Source organism: Pseudoxanthomonas spadix BD-a59 (genome assembly GCF_000233915.3).
GTDB lineage: Bacteria > Pseudomonadota > Gammaproteobacteria > Xanthomonadales > Xanthomonadaceae > Pseudoxanthomonas_A > Pseudoxanthomonas_A spadix.
The window spans coordinates 1,479,233-1,496,548 of record NC_016147.2 but is presented as its reverse complement, the minus strand read 5'-3'; the positions used below and the strand labels follow the sequence as shown (position 1 = coordinate 1,496,548).

Genomic DNA, 17,316 nt, shown 5'->3' with positions numbered 1-17,316 from the left:
TGGCGAATCTTCAAGTCCGGAATTCCATGTAAACGTTTACAAAGGCAGATGCACGTCCGCACCGGGACAGCCGAAGCGGCGCGGACTGCAACCGCTGCCGGGACCGGCCCGGCAGCGGTGCCTGAAGGTTACCAGTCCAGGCCGAAGGACAGCTTGAACATGCGCGGCGGCCAGCGGGTATCGGGACCACTGCGGGTACCGAGCAGCGCGCTGGCGTAGTCGGTGTTGTACTGGGTGAAGTTGTTCCAGTCGAAGACGTTGAACACGTCGCCACGGACTCGCATCTTCACGCTGGTGCCGGTGTCGAACACCTTTTCCAGGGCCATGTCCAACTGCTTGTATCCGATCGTGTGATCGGGGGTATACGAGGCGAACTTGCAGTTGCCATCCCCGGCGCGGCAATCGACCGCCGCAATCGGTTCGGGCGTGGCCAGGGTCAGCTTGCTGGAGAGCGTGAAACCCCAAACCCCGGCCATTGCGGTCATCACCAGGCGTTGGCGCGGGACGCCCGCCGAACGCAGGAACGACTGTCCGTCCAGACTGGGCAAATCAAAGAGGTAATGCTCGTTTGTAGCGGCCGTGCTGAGCCTGTTTTCCTTGGCATCGCTGAAGGTGTAGGCGATGGTCACGCCCCAGGGTGATTGCTCGGTATAGGCCTTGTCCGCCGACAGCAGCAGCTGGTTGAGCTTGGTGTCGATGGCGTTGTCCACCAGAAGCAGATTGCCGTAGCCGGGGATCGGCTGATCGAATGGTGCGCAGCTCCACTGCGCGCCGTTGTCGCAGCCGTGGAAGGAGCCATCCGGATTGCGGTTGCCCAGCGTGAACAGCAAGCCATCGTAACTGCGCACGTGTGCGATGGCGGCCGAGGTGTTCCACTGCGCGCCGGCCAGCTCGACGATGTTGCGCATGCCCACGCTGAACTGGTCCGAGTACGGGGTCTTGAGGTCGTTGTTGAGCAACTGGACTTCCGAACCCAGGTTCGGGTTGGCCGCCGCCAGCGCATCGAGATTGGCTGGATCGAAATAGCTTGTGTCCCATGCAAGGCAGGTTGTCGTGCCGACGTCGCAGGGATGATTGGCGCTGTCGAAGTTATAGGTATAGGGCGCAAAGCTGGTGGAAATCTGCTCCAGCGCCAGGTAGTCGAACAGGTTGCGATCGTATGAGCGACCTGCGCCACCAAAGATCACGTGACGCTGGTCGCCGGCCAGGTCATAGGAAAAGCCAAGGCGCGGCGCCCAGTTGTCCTTGTCGGCCTCGCGGTTTGAACCGGTGGAAATGTAGTCGTTGATGTTGTAGTCGGTGTTCTGGATATTGCTCCAGCCTTGCAGGGCCGTGACCAGGCCTTGCGGCGTCACGAAGTCCTCGTAGGCCGGCGTCTTTTCATAGTCATAGCGCACCCCGAGATTCAGCTCCAGCCTGTCGTTGACCTGCCAGTCATCCTGCACATAAAGGCCGAACTGCTTGTTCTTGGATTTCACCGCGCCTTCTTCAGCCCCTGGCAGCACCGACTGGAAACGCACGCGATACGGAATGAAGCTGTCCAGGGTGGTGTTGCCGGCGTCCAGGTTCTCGTAGTAATCCACCGAATACTGCGGACTGGCCGGATTGCGCTGCAGGGAGCTGACTTCAACGTCCTTGTACTTGACGCCCACCTTGATGGTGTGGCCCTGCAGCCCGTAGAACGTGAGGTCGTTCTGCAGACCGTCGCCCTTCTGCGCCTTGTCCTGGTAGTCCGCGCCGCCACCGACGTTGAGGATGGCGTTGCCGTCCTCGGTATTGACCAGGTTGTTGCGGATCTGATAGCCGGGACCAAAACTGATCGGGCGAGGACTCCACGCGTCATCCTCGTGGGTCAGGTGCAGGTCGTTGAGCCAGTTCTCGTTGCTGAACTGCCAACGCAGGTCGAAGCGCTTGGAGTCGTTGGACTTGTCGCTGCCGTAGGAAGGAACGTTGGGACCATCCCCCACGTTGGTCAGCTCTGTCTCATCACGAATCTTGGCCGACAGCTCGATCAGGTTGTTCTCGTTGGCCTGCAAGGTCAGCTTGCCGAAGTAGCTGTCCTGCTCGAACGGCACCGTCACCGGGCCGAGGTAGTTGGCCAGCTCGGGCGTCAGGTCGGCCGGATCGAACGCGGTATCTCCCACACGCACCGTGCGGGGCCGGTCGATGCGCTTGGCCTCGTAGGTTGCAAAGAAGAACAGGCGGTCCTGGATGATCGGACCGCCGAAGGACGCGCCGAACTGCTCCTCACTGGAAGGCACCTTGACCCCGCCGGGCTGCTCCTCGGCGTAGGTGCGATCGCGCCACTTTTCGGTGGTGTAGTCCCAGAAGAACTGACCCTTGAACGCGTTGGTCCCCGACTTGGTCAGGGCGGTCACCGCTGCCCCGGAAATCTGGTCGTATTCGGCCTTGTAATTGGACGTGATGACCTTGTATTCGCCAATTGCCAGCTGCGGGAACGGGTTGCCGCTGGAAGAGTCCTGGCCACTGACGCCGCCCTGAAGCACGTAGTTCTTCTGCCCGACCCCATCGATGAAGACGTTGATGCCATTGCCGTTCTGGGCACCGCTACGCAGTCTGGCCGAGCCATCGGCGGACTGTTCGAAGATCATGCCCGGCACGATATCGGCAAAGGCCAGGAAGTTGCGCGAGCTCTGCGGCAGCGACTGGATCTGCTGCTGGCTGACGTAGGTCGCCACCTCGGACGTCCTGGTTTCTGCAATGACCGGCGGCGCAGTGACCTTGACCGTGCTCAGGTCGGTCGCCCCGCGGTCCGGGGTAACCGCCGCCGATGGCGCGGCGTCCACGTTGAGCGTCGCGGTCTGGCCCACCTGCAGGGTCAAGGCCTGGCTGCTGGCCTGGCCATCGGCAACGACCTCGACCCTGTAGGGCCCGGGCGGCAATCCGCCGACGATGTAGCTGCCGTCTGCGCCAACGCGCGCGGTGCGGGACAGACCGGTGGCCGTGTTGGTTGCCGTCACCGTGGCGCCCTGGCCGGCACCGCTGACCTGGCCGCGCAGGGTGGCCGAGGTCGACTGGGCATGGGCCAGCGGCGCGGCGCCGATCAACAGCCAGCTGGCCAGGGCGCAGCTCAGCAGGCGGCGCGCAGGCCGGGCGGAAATGTGCGTGCAGTGCTTCATGCGTTGGCCCCTCCCAGGGCTTGCCCAATCAATGACTCGGGGGATCGTCAGTGCAGCAGGCGTGCTGCAAGGGGGGAAAACCGCGCCGGTCAGGCACGGGCGTTCATTGCTTCACTGCCGGCGCCGAATGGCGCACGATCAGTTCCGGGATCAGCGGTTCCGGCGCGGGCATCAGCTGGTCCTTGGCGTCGATGTCCTGCAGCAGGCGCTGCAGGGCATTGGCGCCCAGCTCGGCAATACTGATCCGCATGGTGGTGAGCGTGGGGTGGACGAAGCGCGCCACCGGCACGTCGTCAAAACCCGCCAGGGCAATGTCGCCGGGCACCTGCACGCCGGCCTGGTTGAAGGCGAACAGGCACCCCAGGGCCATCATGTCGTTGGCGGCGAACACCGCATCGGGCCGCTGCGCCGCCGCCAGCAGCGCGGTGCCGGCCTCCATGCCGGAGGCCTCGTCGAAGTTGCCCGGCACCACCCAGGCCTGGCTGCCGGGCAGCAGCTCGGCCAGCGCGTCGCGGTAGCCGCGCAGGCGCTCGGCCGCATCGAAGTTGCCTTGTGGCCCGGCGATGAAGGCGATGCGCCGGTGTCCGGCCGCGACCAAGTGCCGCATCATCGTCACCGCCCCGCCGTGGTTGTCGATGTTGAGCACCGGATAGGCGCCGTCGGGCACGCGCGTGTTGATCATCACCACCGGCAGGCCTGCCGGCAGGTTGTCGGTCAAAAATCCGGGTTGGTCGGCGTACGGCGACAGCACCACCAATCCATCCACGCGCCCGCGCATCGCCCGCAGCGCCGCGCCCTGTGCCTCCTGGGCACCGTGGTAACTGGACACCAGCAGGTGCTTGCCGCGCGCGCGCGCGACCCCGTCGATGCCGCGGATCAGTTCGGAAAAGAATTCGCCGTACAGGTCCGGCAGGACCACGCCAATGGTCTGGGTGGTGCGGCTGCTCAGGCTGCGGGCAGCGGCATGGGGCTGGTAACGCAGGCGCTGGGCAGTTTCCAGCACCAGCTTGCGGACCCCGGCGGCAACATTGGCCTGGCCGTTCAACGCGCGCGACACGGTAGCCACCGAGACCGAAGCCTCACGTGCCACGTCCCTGATGGTGATGGTGCCGCTTCGCCGCACGTCCGCCCTCCGCGGTCATGACTGTCGTTGGTCGGCGCGCACTGTAAACGCTTCCACGCAGCCGCGTAAACCCGACGTTCGCAGGAGGTTACAGGCGGGTGATCAAGGCCTTGCGAAAACCGGCCGCGGTTCCATGCCCGGGTCGGCGCAGATGCTGGCCCGGGTGGGCCGCTCAACCGGCCTGTTCGGACTCGGCCGGGGTCAGGGCCTGGATGCTCAGGGCATGGATATCGGTCTGCATCAGCTCGCCCAGCGCGGCATACACGATCCGGTGCCGGGCCAGCGGCAGCTTGCCGGCGAAGGCCTCGCTGACCACCCGCACCCGGAAGTGACCGCGCCCATCACGCGCGCCGGCGTGGCCCGCATGGCGGTGGCTTTCATCCTCAAGTTCCAGCGCACAGGGCTGCAGCCCCGACTCCAGCGCGGCGCGGATCCGGGCCAGGCGCGGTTGACTCACGGCAGCACCTTCAGGAACGGGCGCACCTCCACCCGCGCGTAGACACCGGCCAGCGCGTAGGGATCGGCCTCGGCCCAGGCGCGCGCGGCCTGGAGCGATTCGAACTCGGCGATCACGATGCTGCCGCTGAAGCCGGCCGGTCCCGGGTCGGGCGAATCGATCCGCGGGCACGGCCCGGCCACAAGCAGTCGGCCAGCGTCCTGCAGGGCCTGCAGCCGGGCCAGGTGGGCCGCACGCGCCGGCTGGCGCAGGGGCTGGGAGTCGGCCACGTCATGGCCTTCGATGGCATACCACATGGCAATATCAGGTCCGCAGCTTGAACACCGGCGCATTGTACTGGCCCTGTCCGCTGGACACGCGCCTTGCCAGCCCGTACTCTTTGGCACAATTCGGCACGGCACGACCTGCAGCGGCGCTCGTCCAGATCCCAGTGGGGTCCGTGGACGACCCTTTTACCGCTGCCACGCGCGTTTCGCAGCCAGATCACCTTCTCCCAACGTTCCCCGCCGCCATCCCCCGTGGGCGTGCGCCGCATTGGGCTTACGTGCCAAGCGCCTTGGCCACGCAAGGTTTCATCGCTGCAGTCACCCGCGCGCAGCCCGCCAGGCCCGCGTGTTTTTCGCAATTGCATGCTCCACCGGCGCCAGCACGCGGTGGACGGCCCCAACCGTAGTGTTGACGCGACACGGCCCCTGATGACATCGCAACCCGCGCCCGGCGCGACCGCTTCCACCGAGACCACGCACAATCGGCAGCAGCACCAGATGCCGCTGGCGCTGGTGCATGGCCAGCCGGTGCTGCAGATCCCGCAGGACCTGTACATCCCGCCGGATGCGCTGGAAGTGATCCTGGATGCGTTCGAGGGCCCGCTGGACCTGCTGCTGTACCTGATCCGCAGGCAGAACCTGGACATCCTGGACATCCCGGTGCTGGAGATCACCCGCCAGTACGTGGATTACATCAACGTCATGCAGGAGCTGCGCTTCGAACTGGCAGCCGAATACCTGGTCATGGCCGCGATCCTGGCCGAGATCAAGTCGCGCATGCTGCTGCCGCGGCCGCCAGCGGTGGAAGCCGAGGAAGGCGATCCGCGCGCCGAGCTGGTGCGCCGCCTGCAGGAGTACGAGCGCTTCAAGCAGGCCGCCGAGGACATCGACGCCCTGCCCCGCCAGGACCGCGACACCGCGCCGGCCCATGCCCACGTGCCGGATCGGGCGGCGATCAAGGTCCTACCGGATGTCGAACTGAAGGAAATGCTGCTGGCGTTGCACGAAGTGCTCAGGCGCGCCGAGCTGTTCACCGGCCACGCGATCAAGCGCGAGGCCCTGAGCGTGCGCCAGCGCATGGGCGAGTTGCTCTCGCGCCTGGAGGACGGCAGGTTCCACCGGTTCGAGACGATGTTCACCGTCGAGGAAGGACGCCTGGGCGTGCTGGTGACCTTCCTGGCGGTGCTGGAACTGGCCAAGGAACAGCTGCTGGACATCGTCCAGGAAGCCGCGCTGGCGCCGATCTACGTCAAGTCCCTGGCGCTTGGCAACACCAATGAGCCGCTGCAGTTCTCCAGCACGTTCGATGATTCCGATGCGGCCAATGACGCCTGAACCCGGCCGCCGCGACTGACCTGTCACGCCCGGGCCGATGCCCGGCCTGAAACGACACTGCATGCAAGACGACGCCTTCGACCACCAACCCCGGACCGACACCGCCACGCCAGCCCAGCTGGAGCCGGCGCTGGTCGGCCGCATCATCGAAGCGGCACTGCTGGCTTCGCCCCAGCCGATGGCCGTGCCGCAGCTGGCCAGCCTGCTGCCCGAGGACCATCCCGACGCCGAGGCCAGCGTCAGGGCCGCGCTGGAGCAGCTGTCGGCCGCCTGCGCCGGGCGCGGGGTGGAGCTGGTCGAAGTGGCCAGCGGCTGGCGCTACCAGGTCAAGGCCGAGGTCCATGGCTGGGTCTCGCGCATGTGGACCGAGCGCAAGACCCGCTACACCCGCGCCACCCTGGAGACCCTGGCCCTGATCGCCTACCGCCAGCCCATCACCCGCGGCGAGATCGAACAGGTCCGCGGCGTGGCGGTCAGCAGCAACATCATCCAGGCCCTGGAAGAGCGCGAATGGATCCGCGTGGTCGGCCACCGCGACGTGCCCGGTCGGCCGGCCCTGTTCGGCACCACCCGCACGTTCCTGGACTACTTCGGCCTCAAGCGCCTGGACGAATTGCCACCACTGTCCGAGCTCAAGGAGATCGGCGAGCTGGACCCGCAGCTGCCGTTCGCCAGGGCGCCGATCGCGGCCAGGGCCGATGCCCAGGGCCAGCCGCCCGAGCACGGCGCAGGGACCGCACAGGCCGACCGGGCTGATGCGCACGACGCCGCGGTGGGGGCAGCACCGCAGGATGCAGCGGGCGCCGATCCCGAAGCTGGGTCCGAGTGGCCGGCCCAGGACCTGCAGCAGGCCGCGCTCGACGACGCAGGCCCACACCCCGATGACGTCCCGGCCCCGGCCGACGCCGTCGAAGACGCCGCGCCCACCGCCGATGACGGCCGCCACGCGCACGACCCCTCCACTTCCCGACAACCCCAAGAAGACGACGCCGCACCGGTCTCGTCGGAGCAGAAACCATGAGTGACACCCCCCGCAGCAAGCTGTCGCTGAAGCGCGACGCCGCCGCAATCCCCGAAGTCCGCCTGCAGGAGCGCCTGCACAAGGTGCTGGCCCAGGCCGGACTCGGCTCGCGCCGTGCGCTGGAGCAGCGCATCGCCGACGGCCTGATCAAGGTCAACGGCGAGGTCGCACAGACCGGCATGTCCATCGGCAGCGGCGACCGGGTCGAGCTGGATGGCCGCACCTTCGTCGCCAGCGCACTGACCGAGCCGGCGCGGGTGTTGATCTACAACAAGCCCGAAGGCGAGGTGACCACCCGCGAGGATCCCGAAGGCCGCCCGACCGTGTTCGAGTCGCTGCCGGCCATCAAGGGCGCACGCTGGATCGCCATCGGCCGCCTGGACATCAACACCACCGGCCTGCTGCTGCTCACCACCGACGGCGAGCTGGCCAACGCGATGATGCATCCGTCCCACGAGGTCAGCCGCGAGTACGTGGTGCGCGTGCGCGCCCCGGAAGGCCAGGACACGGTGTCCGACGCGCTGGTCGAGCGCCTGCGCAATGGCGTGGAGCTGGAAGACGGCCCGGCCAAGTTCGACGAGATCGAGCGCATCGGCGGGACCGATTCGCACGACTGGTACCGGGTCGCCCTCAAGGAAGGCCGCAATCGCGAAGTGCGCCGCCTGTGGGAGTCGCAGGGCTGCCAGGTCAGTCGGCTCAAGCGCACCCGCTACGGGGCCATCGAACTGCCGCAGCCGCTGCTGCGCGGCCAGTCGCAGGAACTGTCCGATGGCCAGGTCCAGGCGCTGCGCAAGTCACTCAAGCTCGAGGATGGCGCGCCGGCCGCATTGACCCTGCAGCCGGTCATCGGCCAGCGCAGGGCGTCCAGGACCGTGGTCAACGCCCGCGGCGCCGGCAATGCCTACGTCAACGGCCACACCACCGCGGCCGACGAGGCGCGTGAGCTGCGTCGCTTCGACCACGTGCGCGAGGACCGTGGCCGCGGCGGCCGCGGCAAGCCCAGCTTCAAGGGCGGCCTGACGGTCACCGGTGAAGCGGCGGCCAACCAGTCGCAGAAGCCCTTCAAGACGCGCGCGGCCAAGGGTCCCAAGCCCCTGCCCGATGGCAACCCGGCCGCGTTCCGCAGCTGGTACGTGCCCGAGGGCGTGGACACCGGCCCGACCGGCCACCGCAACGCCGGTCCCGGCGGCCCGAAGAAGCCCTATGGCGGCAAGCCCGGCGGCCCGCGTCGCGGCGGTCCCGGCGCAGGCCTCGGTGGCAGCGGTCCCTACGGCGGTTTCGGCGAGGGCGCGCGCGGTCAGGGCGTCGGCCAGGGCGCCGGCCAGGGCCAGCAGCGCAAGGCCAGGCCGTATGGACATCCGGGCAACGCCCCGAGCTTCCCGTCCGACCATGCCACGCCCGGCGCCTACAACCCGTACGGCCAGCGCCAGGGCCGGCCCGGTGGCGGCAACCGGCCGGCCGGCGGCCCGCGTCCCGGCGGCGCCGGCCCACGTCCGGGCGCCAATCGCGGTCCCGGTGGCAAGCCTGGCGGCCCACGCGGCGGCAGCCGCGGTCCGCGCGGCGGTGGCAACGGCTAGGCGCCACCAACTTTGGGGGGGCGCGTGCCGCGCGCGCCTCGAGGTGCCTGTTCCAGGGCGCGCCCGCGCCCGACCACGCTTGCAGACAAGTGCGCGCCACCTCGCAAGAGGTGAGCACCGGTTCCATGGCGCCACTTACACTGCGTCTTGCATGATCCCCTCCGTGACGACGATTCGCCCATGTCTTCCGCTTACGGCACCGAGACGGTGCTTGAGGTCCACCACTGGACCGACGACTACTTCAGCTTCACCACCACCCGCAACGACGGCTTCCGCTTCGAGAATGGCCAGTTCGTGATGATCGGCCTGGACGCGCAGCCGCGGCCGCTGCTGCGTGCCTATTCCATCGCCAGTGCCAACTGGGAAGAGCAGCTGGAGTTCTTCAGCATCAAGGTGCCGGGCGGTCCGTTGACCTCGCGCCTGCAGCATCTCCAGCCCGGCGACAGCGTGCTGGTCGGCAAGAAGCCCACCGGCACCCTGCTGATCTCCGACCTGCAGCCGGGCAGGAACCTGTACCTGCTGGGCACCGGCACCGGCCTGGCGCCGTGGCTGAGCGTGTCCAAGGATCCGCAGACCTACGAGCGCTTCGACAAGGTCATCGTGGCCCACGGCGTGCGCTTCGAAAAGGACCTGGCCTACCGCGACGAGTTCGAGAAGGTGCTGCCCCGGCACGAGTTCCTGGGCCCGATGCTGCGCGACAAGCTGCTGTACTACCCGGCGGTCACGCGCGAGCCGTTCCGCAACCACGGCCGCCTGACCGAGCTGCTGGACAGCGGCCAGATGGCGCGCAGCCTGGGGCTGGAACCGATCGATCCGGCGCGCGATCGCTTCATGATCTGCGGCAGCCCGCAGATGCTGGCCGACCTGCGTGCGCTGCTGGACAGCCGCGGCTTCCAGGCCTCGCCGCGCATCGGCAGCCCCGGGCACTACGTGTTCGAACGGGCCTTCGTGGAGAAGTGAAAGCGCCCGTGCCGGCGCCACCGGCCCGGCTCGCAGGCACCAATGTCGTGCGCACTGCGGCCGGCTTCAACCCAGCGCGCGCCCGATGTCAGCCGCCAGCGAGGCCGGCGCGCGCCGCGGTCCGTAACGCCTGAGCACCTGGCCGTTGCGGCCGACCAGGAACTTGGTGAAGTTCCACTTGATCCGCTGCGTGCCCAGCAGGCCGGGCCGCTCGCGCTTGAGTCGCTGCCACAGCGGATGGGCGCGCTCGCCGTTGACCTCCACCTTGGCGAACATCGGGAAGCTGACCGCGTAGTTGAGGCTGCAGAACGCGCGGATCTGGTCCTGGTCACCGGGCTCCTGGTGGCCGAACTGGTCACACGGAAATCCCAGCACCACCAGTCCGCGATCGCGGTACTGCTGCCACAGCACTTCCAGCCCGCCGTACTGCGGGGTGAAGCTGCAGCGCGAGGCGACGTTGACGATCAACAGGACCGAACCGGCCCAGTCGGACAATGGCTGCTCGTGCCCGTTGATATCAATCGCAGAAAACTCGAAGACGCCCCGCATGCATCGATTCCCCGACCAGTCCCGCCGCGATCATAGGCGCTGCAGGAGTGCCCTGCCAGCAGCGTGCCGCCTGGGTCCTGGGCCTGGACCCGGTGCGAGCGGGCAGCTGGCAGATGACGGCCGTGTCATGCATCGCGCGCCCGCGCGTGCTGCAAATGCGCGACTGCGGTAGCCTTCACGGTCATCCTTCGCAACCGGAAGCTGCAACGCATGACCACCCGCCTCGCCCTGGCGCTCGCCCTTGCCCTTGGAATGCCCATGTCCGCCCATGCCCAGACGCCTGCCAGCGCAGCCAGCCAGCCGGCCAATCCATTTTTTGCGCAAAGCCCGCTGCCGCTGCACTACCCGCAGTTCGACAGGATCACCGATGCCGATTTCGCGCCGGCCTTCGACGCGGGCATGGCTGCGCAGCTTGAGGAAATCCAGGCCATCGCCGACAACCCGGCCAGGCCGACCTTCGACAACACCATCGTGGCGATGGAAAAGAGCGGCCAGCTGCTGGAGCGGGCGAGCACGGTGTTCTTCAACCTGGTCGGCACCGATACCAACCCGGTGCGCGAGAAACTGCGCAGCGACTACTCGGTCAGGTTCGCCGCGCATCGCGATGCGATCTCGCTCAACGGCAAGCTGTTTGCGCGCATCCAGGCGCTGTACGACACGCGCACCGAGCTGGGCCTGGACCCGCAGGGCGTGCGCCTGATCGAGAAGTACCACACCGATTTCGTTCGCGATGGTGCCAAACTTTCCGATGCGGACAAGACCAAGCTCAAGGAGATGAATGCCGAGCTGGCCGCGCTGGCCACGCAGTTCAGCCAGAACGTGCTCAAGGAGGTCAACGACTCGGCCGTGGTGGTCGATGACGTCACACAACTGGCCGGCCTGAGCGAGTCGGAGATCTCCACCGCAGCTGACGAAGCCAACTCGCGCAACCTGCCCGGCAAATACGTCATCACCCTGCTCAATACCACCGGACAGCCGCCGCTGACCAACCTCACCAACCGCGACCTGCGCGAGAAGATCTTCAAGGCCTCGATCAATCGCGGCAGCCGCGGCAATGCCTACGACAACACCGCCCTGGTGTCGCGGATCATGACCCTGCGCGCGCAGAAGGCGAAGATGCTGGGCTATCCCACCTACGCGGCCTATTCGCTGGAAGACCAGACCGCCAAGACCCCGCAGGCGGTCAACGACATGCTGGGCAAGCTGGCGCCGGCGGCGGTGGCCAACGCCAAACGCGAGGCGGCCGACCTGCAGGCGATGATCGATGCCGAGCAGAAGGCGGCCGGCAAGCCGAGCTTCGCGCTGGCCGCCTGGGACTGGGCCTTCTACAGCGAGAAGGTGCGCCAGGCCAAGTACAACTTTGACGAGTCGCAGCTCAAGCCTTACTTCGAAATGAAGAACGTGCTGGAAAACGGCGTCTTCTACGCCGCCGGCCAGGAATACGGGCTGACCTTCAAGGCGCGCACGGACCTGCCCAAGTACCACCCGGACACCTACGTCTACGACGTGTTCGATGCCGACGGCTCGCAGCTGGCGATCTTCATCTTCGACCCGTACGCGCGCGCCTCCAAGCGCGGCGGTGCCTGGATGAATGCCTACGTGCCCCAGTCCGGCCTGACCGGCGACAAGCCGGTGGTCGCCAACCACCTCAACATCCCCAAGCCACCGGCCGGCCAGCCGACCCTGCTAACCTGGGATGAGGTCACCACCGCGTTCCACGAGTTCGGCCATGCGCTGCACGGGATGTTCTCCAACGTGCAGTACCCGTATTTCTCCGGGACCAGCGTGCCACGCGATTTCGTCGAGTTCCCCTCGCAGGTCAACGAGATGTGGGCCGACTATCCGTCGGTGCTCAAGCACTACGCCAGGCATCACCAAAGCGGTGAGGCCATGCCGCAGGAGCTGCTGGACAAGGTCCTGGCCGCGGCCAAGTTCAACCAGGGCTTTGCCACCACCGAATATCTGGGCGCGGCGATGCTGGACCAGCGCTGGCACCAGATCAGCATCGACCAGGTGCCCGATGCGGCAGGCGTGATGGCGTTCGAAGCCCGGGCCCTGGCCGCCGACGGCATCGCCTATCCGCCGGTGCCGCCGCGTTATCGCACCCCGTACTTCAGTCACATCATGGGCGGCTATTCGGCCGGCTATTACGCCTACATCTGGTCCGAGGTCCTGGATGCCAACACCCAGCAGTGGTTCGAGCAGCACGGCGGCCTGAGCCGGGCCAACGGCGATCGCTTCCGCAAGCTGCTGCTCTCGCAGGGCGGCAGCCAGGACGCGATGAAGCTGTTCCAGGATTTTGCCGGCCACGCGCCGCAGATCGAACCGCTGCTGGAAAAACGCGGCCTGGAGACCAGGCTCGACTGACCCAGGCGCCAGCGCATTCGGCCCGAGAAGAAGCCCGGCCAATGGCCGGGCTTTTGCCTATCCAGGAGGGTCACTGTTCTTGGGAAACTCGATGATCCGCTGGCCGTCGCCGACCGGCATCGTCATATGGATCCTCCCGTCCCTGGGATCCAGCACCCGGTTCGGACCCAGTTGCACCGCGCCCGGGATTTCCCGCCCGCGCGCATCAAGTACCCGGACCGGCCGGGTCGGCGGGTCGGGCTGGATGGAGAGCGGCTGTTCCACGCGGACAGGGGTGATGCCGGTGTCGGAAGCGACCCTGGGCGTGGTGTCGGCGCGCTCGGAGAGGTCCTGGCGCACCGAAGGTGCCGCGCGCGGCTGACCCAACTGTTGCGCGCCGCTGGCCGTTGGCAGGAGCAGCAGTGCGGAGAAGGCGCAAATCAGCAGGGTCTTCATGCCGCCACATCCGGCGTGCAGAGGTCCAGCACGTAACGCGTCGACACCGGTGCCTGCAGCGCGGGCAAGGTGCATCCGCTCAGGGCTTGGGCGTCGGCTGGATGATCCGCTGGCCATCACCGTGGGGCATGGTGGTGTAGACCTTTCCGGTCTTGGGGTCCATGACCTGGTTGGTCCCCATCGGCACCGCACCGCTGATCGGCCTGCCTTGCGGATCGACCACGCGCGCTGACGCTGCCGGCGTGGCCGGTGCTGCGGTGCTCGGCTGGACCGGACGATTGGCATCGGTGGCCGGGCCCTTCGGACTGATCAGTGGCGCCTGGCTGCGCTGGCCGGGGTCGCTGGCGACCGAGCGGCTCTGCGGGCTGGCCGGCTGCGGCAGCGTGCGGGCGCCACTTTGTGCCGGGGCGATGGTTGGCTGCCTGAGCTGCTGCGCGCCGGCGGCAAACACGGCCAGAAGCGGCAGTGCCGCGGACAGGGAAATGACGGAGGCTTTCATGGCGATGTCCTGCTTGCGAAGGAATGCCTTGACGGTACGCCGGCACGGCTGCATCGCCGGTGAAAAAAATCGCCGCTTGCGCGTGCTTGGCGGCGTTGCGGCGAATTTGTGGTGGCGGGTCGAGACCCACCCCACGGCTCGGAATCGCGGACGCGTGCATGACGGCTTTTCGCGGTATCCGGCCAGGCCGCCCGACGGGGCCGGCATCGGTAAGGCTGGTCTCGACCGGCCGTTTTCGGCTGTTCATGCCCGCAATCGCGTTGCGGCAAGGCGGATCGTTCAGCCAGCCTGCTGGGCGGCCTGGTTTGCGCCCAGTTCCCGCGCGGCCGCCGGCTTGCGGGTCAACGCCACCTGGCGACGCGGCCTGCTGGGGAAGGCGTGTCGCACGATGCGCCAGGCCACCTGGCCGAACTGCCTGAACAGCGAGCCGGTGTTGTAATGCTGGCCGTAGCGCTTGCAGATCTGGCGCACTTCCACGGCCATGTCCGCATAACGATTGGCCGGAATGTCCGGGAAAAAATGATGCTCGATCTGATGGCTCAGGTCGCCGGTCAGCACGTCGATCACGCGCCCACCGCTGATGTTGGACGAACCACGCAGCTGGCGCAGGTACCAGTGACCACGGCTCTCCTTGCGCACCACGTCCTTGGGGAAGGTCTCCACCTCGGCGGTGAAGTGGCCGCAGAAGATCACCACGTAGGTCCAGATGCTGCGCAGCACGTTGGCAGCGATGTTGCCCAGCAGCACCGGCAGGAAGAACGGACCGGCCAGCGCGGGGAAGATCACATAGTCCTTGAGCACCTGGCGGCCGATCTTGCGGCCGAGCGGGCTGAGCTGGGCGCGCAGCTGCCTGAAGCTCATCTTGCCGGCAAGGAACCGGCCCAGGCGCAGGTCCTGGATCGCCACGCCCCACTCGAACAGCAGGCAGAAGACCACCGCGATCGGCGGCTGCAGCAGGTAGAACGGCCTCCACTTCTGCTCGGGGAAAATGCGCAGCAGGCCGTAGCCGATGTCGTCATCCAGCCCGCGCACGTTGGTGTAGGTGTGGTGACGGAAATTATGCGTCCTGCGCCAGTTTTCGCTGGTGGCCACGATGTCCCACTCGTAGCTGCGGCTGTGCAGCTGCCGGTCGCCCATCCAGTCGTACTGGCCGTGGATCACGTTGTGGCCGACGGTCATGTTCTCCAGGATCTTGGACAGCGCCAGCAACAGGGTGCCGGCGATGCAGGCCGGCCACAGCAGCATCGGCACGAATGCACCAACGAACAACAGGATCCGGCCCAGCGCGCCGGTCCAGCGCACGGCCGAAACCGCACCGCGGATGTAGCGCGCGTCGGGCGCGCCGAGCTGGGCCAGCGTGCGCGCGCGCAACGCGTCCAGTTCGGCGCCGAATTGCTGCAGTTCGTCCTGGGAAAGCGGGCGGTTCTTGTGGGCCATTACAGATCCAGGGTGAGGTCGGAGGCGGCGGCGTTGATGCAGATGCGCACGGTGGCGTCCGGCTCGGCCGAACGTGCGTTGGTCTGGATGTCGCGGGTGATGCCCTGGCGCTTGCCGCAGGCGCAGGTATTGCAGATGCCCATGCGGCAGCCGGAGGCCGGGCGCAGGCCCTGCTCTTCCAGCGCCTGCAGCAGCGGGCGGTCGCGCGGCACGGTCAGGGTGCGCCGGCTGCGTGACAGGGTGACTTCGGCGGTACCGGCTTGGCCGGGCTGGGCCTGGGGCGGGGTGAAGGCTTCGGCATCGAAGCGCGCCACCCGGCCCTGCAGTGCCTGGCGGGCGGCTTGGACAAAGCCGTGCGGGCCGCAGGCATAGACCTGGCACTGCGCCAGCTGCGGCACCCGCGTGGCCAGGTCGGTCTGGCCGATCCGCGGCGCCAAGCCGCCCCGGCCATCGTCCTGCCCGGTCAGCGCCAGGTGCAGCCTGAAACCGGCATGCCGGGCGGCCAGCGCCTGCAGTTCATCGGCGAAGCAGACCTGGGCGCGGGTGCGTGCCCAGTACATCAGGTCCATCTGCACCGGCATGCCGGCGGCGTCGAGCTGACGCAGCATCGCCATCAGCGGGGTGATGCCGCTGCCGGCAGCCAGGAACAGCCAGCGGCCCTGCACCACAGGCGGCAGGGTCATCTCCCCGAACGCCGCGCCCAGGTCGAACACCTCGCCCACCCGCGCATCGCGACACAGATGGCGGCTGACGCGGCCGCCGGCCACTTCGCGCACGGTGATCTCGATCCGGTCGCCAGCCACCGCGCTGGGGCTGTAGCTGCGGCTCAGGCGGGCGCCATCGACCTCCACCCCAAGGTTGACGTGCTGGCCCGGGCGCACACCGGCGAAGTGCCGGTTGGTCTGCAGCACCAGGGTCACCGCATCGGCCGCGGCTTGCCGGCGCTCGCGCAGGCGCGCCAGCGGTCGCTCCCAGGTCCACAGGGGATTGACCCGGGTGGCCCAGAAATCGAACACCGCCGGTTGCACCACCAGCGCACTGGCAGCGCGCAGAACGCGGGAAAACGGGGAAGCGGTGCGGCGGGGCAGGACGGCAGTCATGGAGGCCACTATACAGATGTCAGAACATCTGTCTATACACTTGTGCAGTCGTGATGAGACTATGATCCATCGACCCGACTGCTCCGGGAGAGGATTTGCCTGCCATGCGCGCTCCCGAACCTGCCATCGACACCCCCATAGAAGATGCCGTCCCCGTGCGCCGGGCCGGCATTTCGCGCCAGGACCTGCTGGCAGCAGCCCTGCGCCTGGTCGGCCCGCACCGCAGCCTGTCCTCGCTGAGCCTGCGCGAGGTGGCCCGCGAGGCCGGGATCGCGCCCAATTCCTTTTACCGCCAGTTCCGCGACATGGACGAACTGGCCGTGGCCCTGATCGACCTGGCCGGGCGCTCGCTGCGCCAGATCATCGGCCAGGCCCGCCGGCGCGCGTTGCGCGCCGAGCGCAGCGTGATCCGCACCTCGGTGGAAACCTTCATGGAACAGCTGCGCGCCGACGACAAGCTGCTGCACGTGCTGCTGCGCGAAGGCATGGTCGGCTCCGATGCGTTCAAGGCCGCGGTCGAGCGCGAGCTGAGCTATTTCGAGGACGAGCTGAAGGTGGACCTGATCCGCCTGGCCGCCGCCGACGGCGCGACCCTGCACGAGCCGGCGCTGGTCTCCAAGGCGATCACCCGCCTGGTCTTCGCCGCCGGTGCCACCGCCATGGACCTGCCGCCCGAACGCGACCCGGAGCTGGTGGAGCAGCTCTCGACCATGCTGCGGATGATCCTGACCGGCTCGCGGGCGATGGCGGCGTAGGGCGGGTCTTGACCCGCCATTGCCATGGCGCCCCCACCCAGGTGCATGGATCGAGGCCGTCTTGGCGGGTCGAGAGTGGCGGGTCGAGACCCGCCCTACGGCAAACGCGCGCGCGATCAGGACGCTGAAATCGACCCCGGCCGGCGTAGGGCGGGTCTTGACCCGCCATTGCCATGGCGCCCCCCACCCACATGCATGGATCGAGGCCGTCTTGGCGGGTCGAGAGCGGCGGGTCGAGACCCGCCATCGCTGCCCCTCGAACCACGCGCGGCGGGTCGAGACCCGCCCTACGGCA

The 17,316-nt window shown here is 67.7% G+C and carries 14 protein-coding genes and 1 pseudogene; 6 read left to right on the top strand and 9 right to left on the bottom strand.

Annotation, left to right across the window (positions count from 1 at the left end):
• Positions 1-128: 128 nt before the first annotated feature.
• The 4 genes from DSC_RS06705 to DSC_RS06690 form a co-directional block, all read right to left on the bottom strand.
• Complete coding sequence (locus DSC_RS06705; protein WP_014160390.1) at positions 129-3,140, bottom strand: TonB-dependent receptor; 3,012 nt, start codon at positions 3,138-3,140, stop codon at positions 129-131.
• A 103-nt stretch (positions 3,141-3,243) separates the two neighbouring features.
• A complete protein-coding gene (locus tag DSC_RS06700; RefSeq protein ID WP_014160389.1) occupies positions 3,244-4,263 on the bottom strand; it encodes a LacI family DNA-binding transcriptional regulator in 1,020 nt (339 codons plus the stop codon).
• Positions 4,264-4,435: 172 nt separating this feature from the next.
• Positions 4,436-4,720: a BolA family protein gene (locus DSC_RS06695; RefSeq protein ID WP_014160388.1), complete on the bottom strand. Its 285-nt coding sequence runs from the start codon at positions 4,718-4,720 to the stop codon at positions 4,436-4,438.
• The gene (locus tag DSC_RS06690; protein WP_014160387.1) at positions 4,717-5,016 is read right to left on the bottom strand and encodes a YciI family protein; all 300 of its coding nucleotides are present in this window, start codon (positions 5,014-5,016) and stop codon (positions 4,717-4,719) included. Before DSC_RS06690 ends, DSC_RS06695 begins: the two co-directional genes overlap by 4 nt.
• Before the next feature lie 399 nt (positions 5,017-5,415).
• Here DSC_RS06690 and DSC_RS06685 point away from each other — a divergent pair, with 399 nt between their 5' ends.
• From DSC_RS06685 to DSC_RS06670, 4 genes and pseudogenes are all read left to right on the top strand, one after another.
• Positions 5,416-6,321: a segregation and condensation protein A gene (locus DSC_RS06685; RefSeq protein WP_014160386.1), complete on the top strand. Its 906-nt coding sequence runs from the start codon at positions 5,416-5,418 to the stop codon at positions 6,319-6,321.
• 118 nt (positions 6,322-6,439) lie between these two features.
• A pseudogene (gene scpB / locus DSC_RS06680) lies at positions 6,440-7,339 on the top strand (SMC-Scp complex subunit ScpB); the annotation flags it as partial.
• Entirely contained in the window at positions 7,339-8,919 is a 1,581-nt protein-coding gene (locus DSC_RS06675) for a pseudouridine synthase (protein WP_014160384.1), read from the top strand. The pseudogene scpB and the gene DSC_RS06675, both read left to right, overlap by 1 nt.
• A gap of 180 nt (positions 8,920-9,099) precedes the next feature.
• On the top strand, positions 9,100-9,879 hold the full coding sequence (locus DSC_RS06670; RefSeq protein WP_014160383.1) for a ferredoxin--NADP reductase: 780 nt from the start codon (positions 9,100-9,102) through the stop codon (positions 9,877-9,879).
• Positions 9,880-9,945: 66 nt separating this feature from the next.
• Here the strand turns inward: DSC_RS06670 and DSC_RS06665 are convergent, their stop codons facing one another.
• Positions 9,946-10,428 carry a glutathione peroxidase gene (locus DSC_RS06665; RefSeq protein WP_014160382.1) on the bottom strand — a complete coding sequence of 161 codons (483 nt, stop codon included), beginning with the start codon at positions 10,426-10,428 and terminating at the stop codon, positions 9,946-9,948.
• Positions 10,429-10,638: 210 nt separating this feature from the next.
• On the opposite strand from DSC_RS06665, the gene DSC_RS06660 reads away from it, so the two are divergent.
• The gene (locus DSC_RS06660; protein ID WP_014160381.1) at positions 10,639-12,795 is read left to right on the top strand and encodes a M3 family metallopeptidase; all 2,157 of its coding nucleotides are present in this window, start codon (positions 10,639-10,641) and stop codon (positions 12,793-12,795) included.
• Between the two features lie 57 nt (positions 12,796-12,852).
• Here DSC_RS06660 and DSC_RS06655 read toward each other — a convergent pair whose 3' ends face one another.
• The 4 genes from DSC_RS06655 to DSC_RS06640 all read right to left on the bottom strand — a co-directional run bounded on the left by DSC_RS06655 (position 12,853) and on the right by DSC_RS06640 (position 16,266).
• Entirely contained in the window at positions 12,853-13,230 is a 378-nt protein-coding gene (locus DSC_RS06655) for a hypothetical protein (RefSeq protein ID WP_014160380.1), read from the bottom strand.
• A 79-nt stretch (positions 13,231-13,309) separates the two neighbouring features.
• Positions 13,310-13,729: a hypothetical protein gene (locus DSC_RS06650; protein ID WP_147475058.1), complete on the bottom strand. Its 420-nt coding sequence runs from the start codon at positions 13,727-13,729 to the stop codon at positions 13,310-13,312.
• Positions 13,730-14,008: 279 nt separating this feature from the next.
• Positions 14,009-15,166 carry a fatty acid desaturase family protein gene (locus DSC_RS06645; protein WP_014160378.1) on the bottom strand — a complete coding sequence of 386 codons (1,158 nt, stop codon included), beginning with the start codon at positions 15,164-15,166 and terminating at the stop codon, positions 14,009-14,011.
• Positions 15,166-16,266: a ferredoxin reductase gene (locus tag DSC_RS06640; RefSeq protein ID WP_014160377.1), complete on the bottom strand. Its 1,101-nt coding sequence runs from the start codon at positions 16,264-16,266 to the stop codon at positions 15,166-15,168. Before DSC_RS06640 ends, DSC_RS06645 begins: the two co-directional genes overlap by 1 nt.
• Positions 16,267-16,370: 104 nt before the next feature.
• Here DSC_RS06640 and fabR point away from each other — a divergent pair, with 104 nt between their 5' ends.
• The gene (fabR, locus tag DSC_RS06635) at positions 16,371-17,021 is read left to right on the top strand and encodes an HTH-type transcriptional repressor FabR (RefSeq protein WP_014160376.1); all 651 of its coding nucleotides are present in this window, start codon (positions 16,371-16,373) and stop codon (positions 17,019-17,021) included.
• Positions 17,022-17,316: the final 295 nt, after the last annotated feature.

Excerpts from the sequence above, each read along its gene's own strand:
- fabR (WP_014160376.1), top strand. The coding sequence starts at position 16,371 with ATGCGCGCTCCCGAACCTGCCATCGACACCCCCATAGAAGATGCCGTC.
- DSC_RS06705 (WP_014160390.1), bottom strand. The coding sequence starts at position 3,140 with ATGAAGCACTGCACGCACATTTCCGCCCGGCCTGCGCGCCGCCTGCTG.
- DSC_RS06670 (WP_014160383.1), top strand. The coding sequence starts at position 9,100 with ATGTCTTCCGCTTACGGCACCGAGACGGTGCTTGAGGTCCACCACTGG.
- DSC_RS06690 (WP_014160387.1), bottom strand. The coding sequence starts at position 5,016 with ATGTGGTATGCCATCGAAGGCCATGACGTGGCCGACTCCCAGCCCCTG.
- DSC_RS06675 (WP_014160384.1), top strand. The coding sequence starts at position 7,339 with ATGAGTGACACCCCCCGCAGCAAGCTGTCGCTGAAGCGCGACGCCGCC.
- DSC_RS06640 (WP_014160377.1), bottom strand. The coding sequence starts at position 16,266 with ATGACTGCCGTCCTGCCCCGCCGCACCGCTTCCCCGTTTTCCCGCGTT.
- DSC_RS06685 (WP_014160386.1), top strand. The coding sequence starts at position 5,416 with ATGACATCGCAACCCGCGCCCGGCGCGACCGCTTCCACCGAGACCACG.
- DSC_RS06650 (WP_147475058.1), bottom strand. The coding sequence starts at position 13,729 with ATGAAAGCCTCCGTCATTTCCCTGTCCGCGGCACTGCCGCTTCTGGCC.
- DSC_RS06645 (WP_014160378.1), bottom strand. The coding sequence starts at position 15,166 with ATGGCCCACAAGAACCGCCCGCTTTCCCAGGACGAACTGCAGCAATTC.
- DSC_RS06660 (WP_014160381.1), top strand. The coding sequence starts at position 10,639 with ATGACCACCCGCCTCGCCCTGGCGCTCGCCCTTGCCCTTGGAATGCCC.
- DSC_RS06655 (WP_014160380.1), bottom strand. The coding sequence starts at position 13,230 with ATGAAGACCCTGCTGATTTGCGCCTTCTCCGCACTGCTGCTCCTGCCA.
- DSC_RS06665 (WP_014160382.1), bottom strand. The coding sequence starts at position 10,428 with ATGCGGGGCGTCTTCGAGTTTTCTGCGATTGATATCAACGGGCACGAG.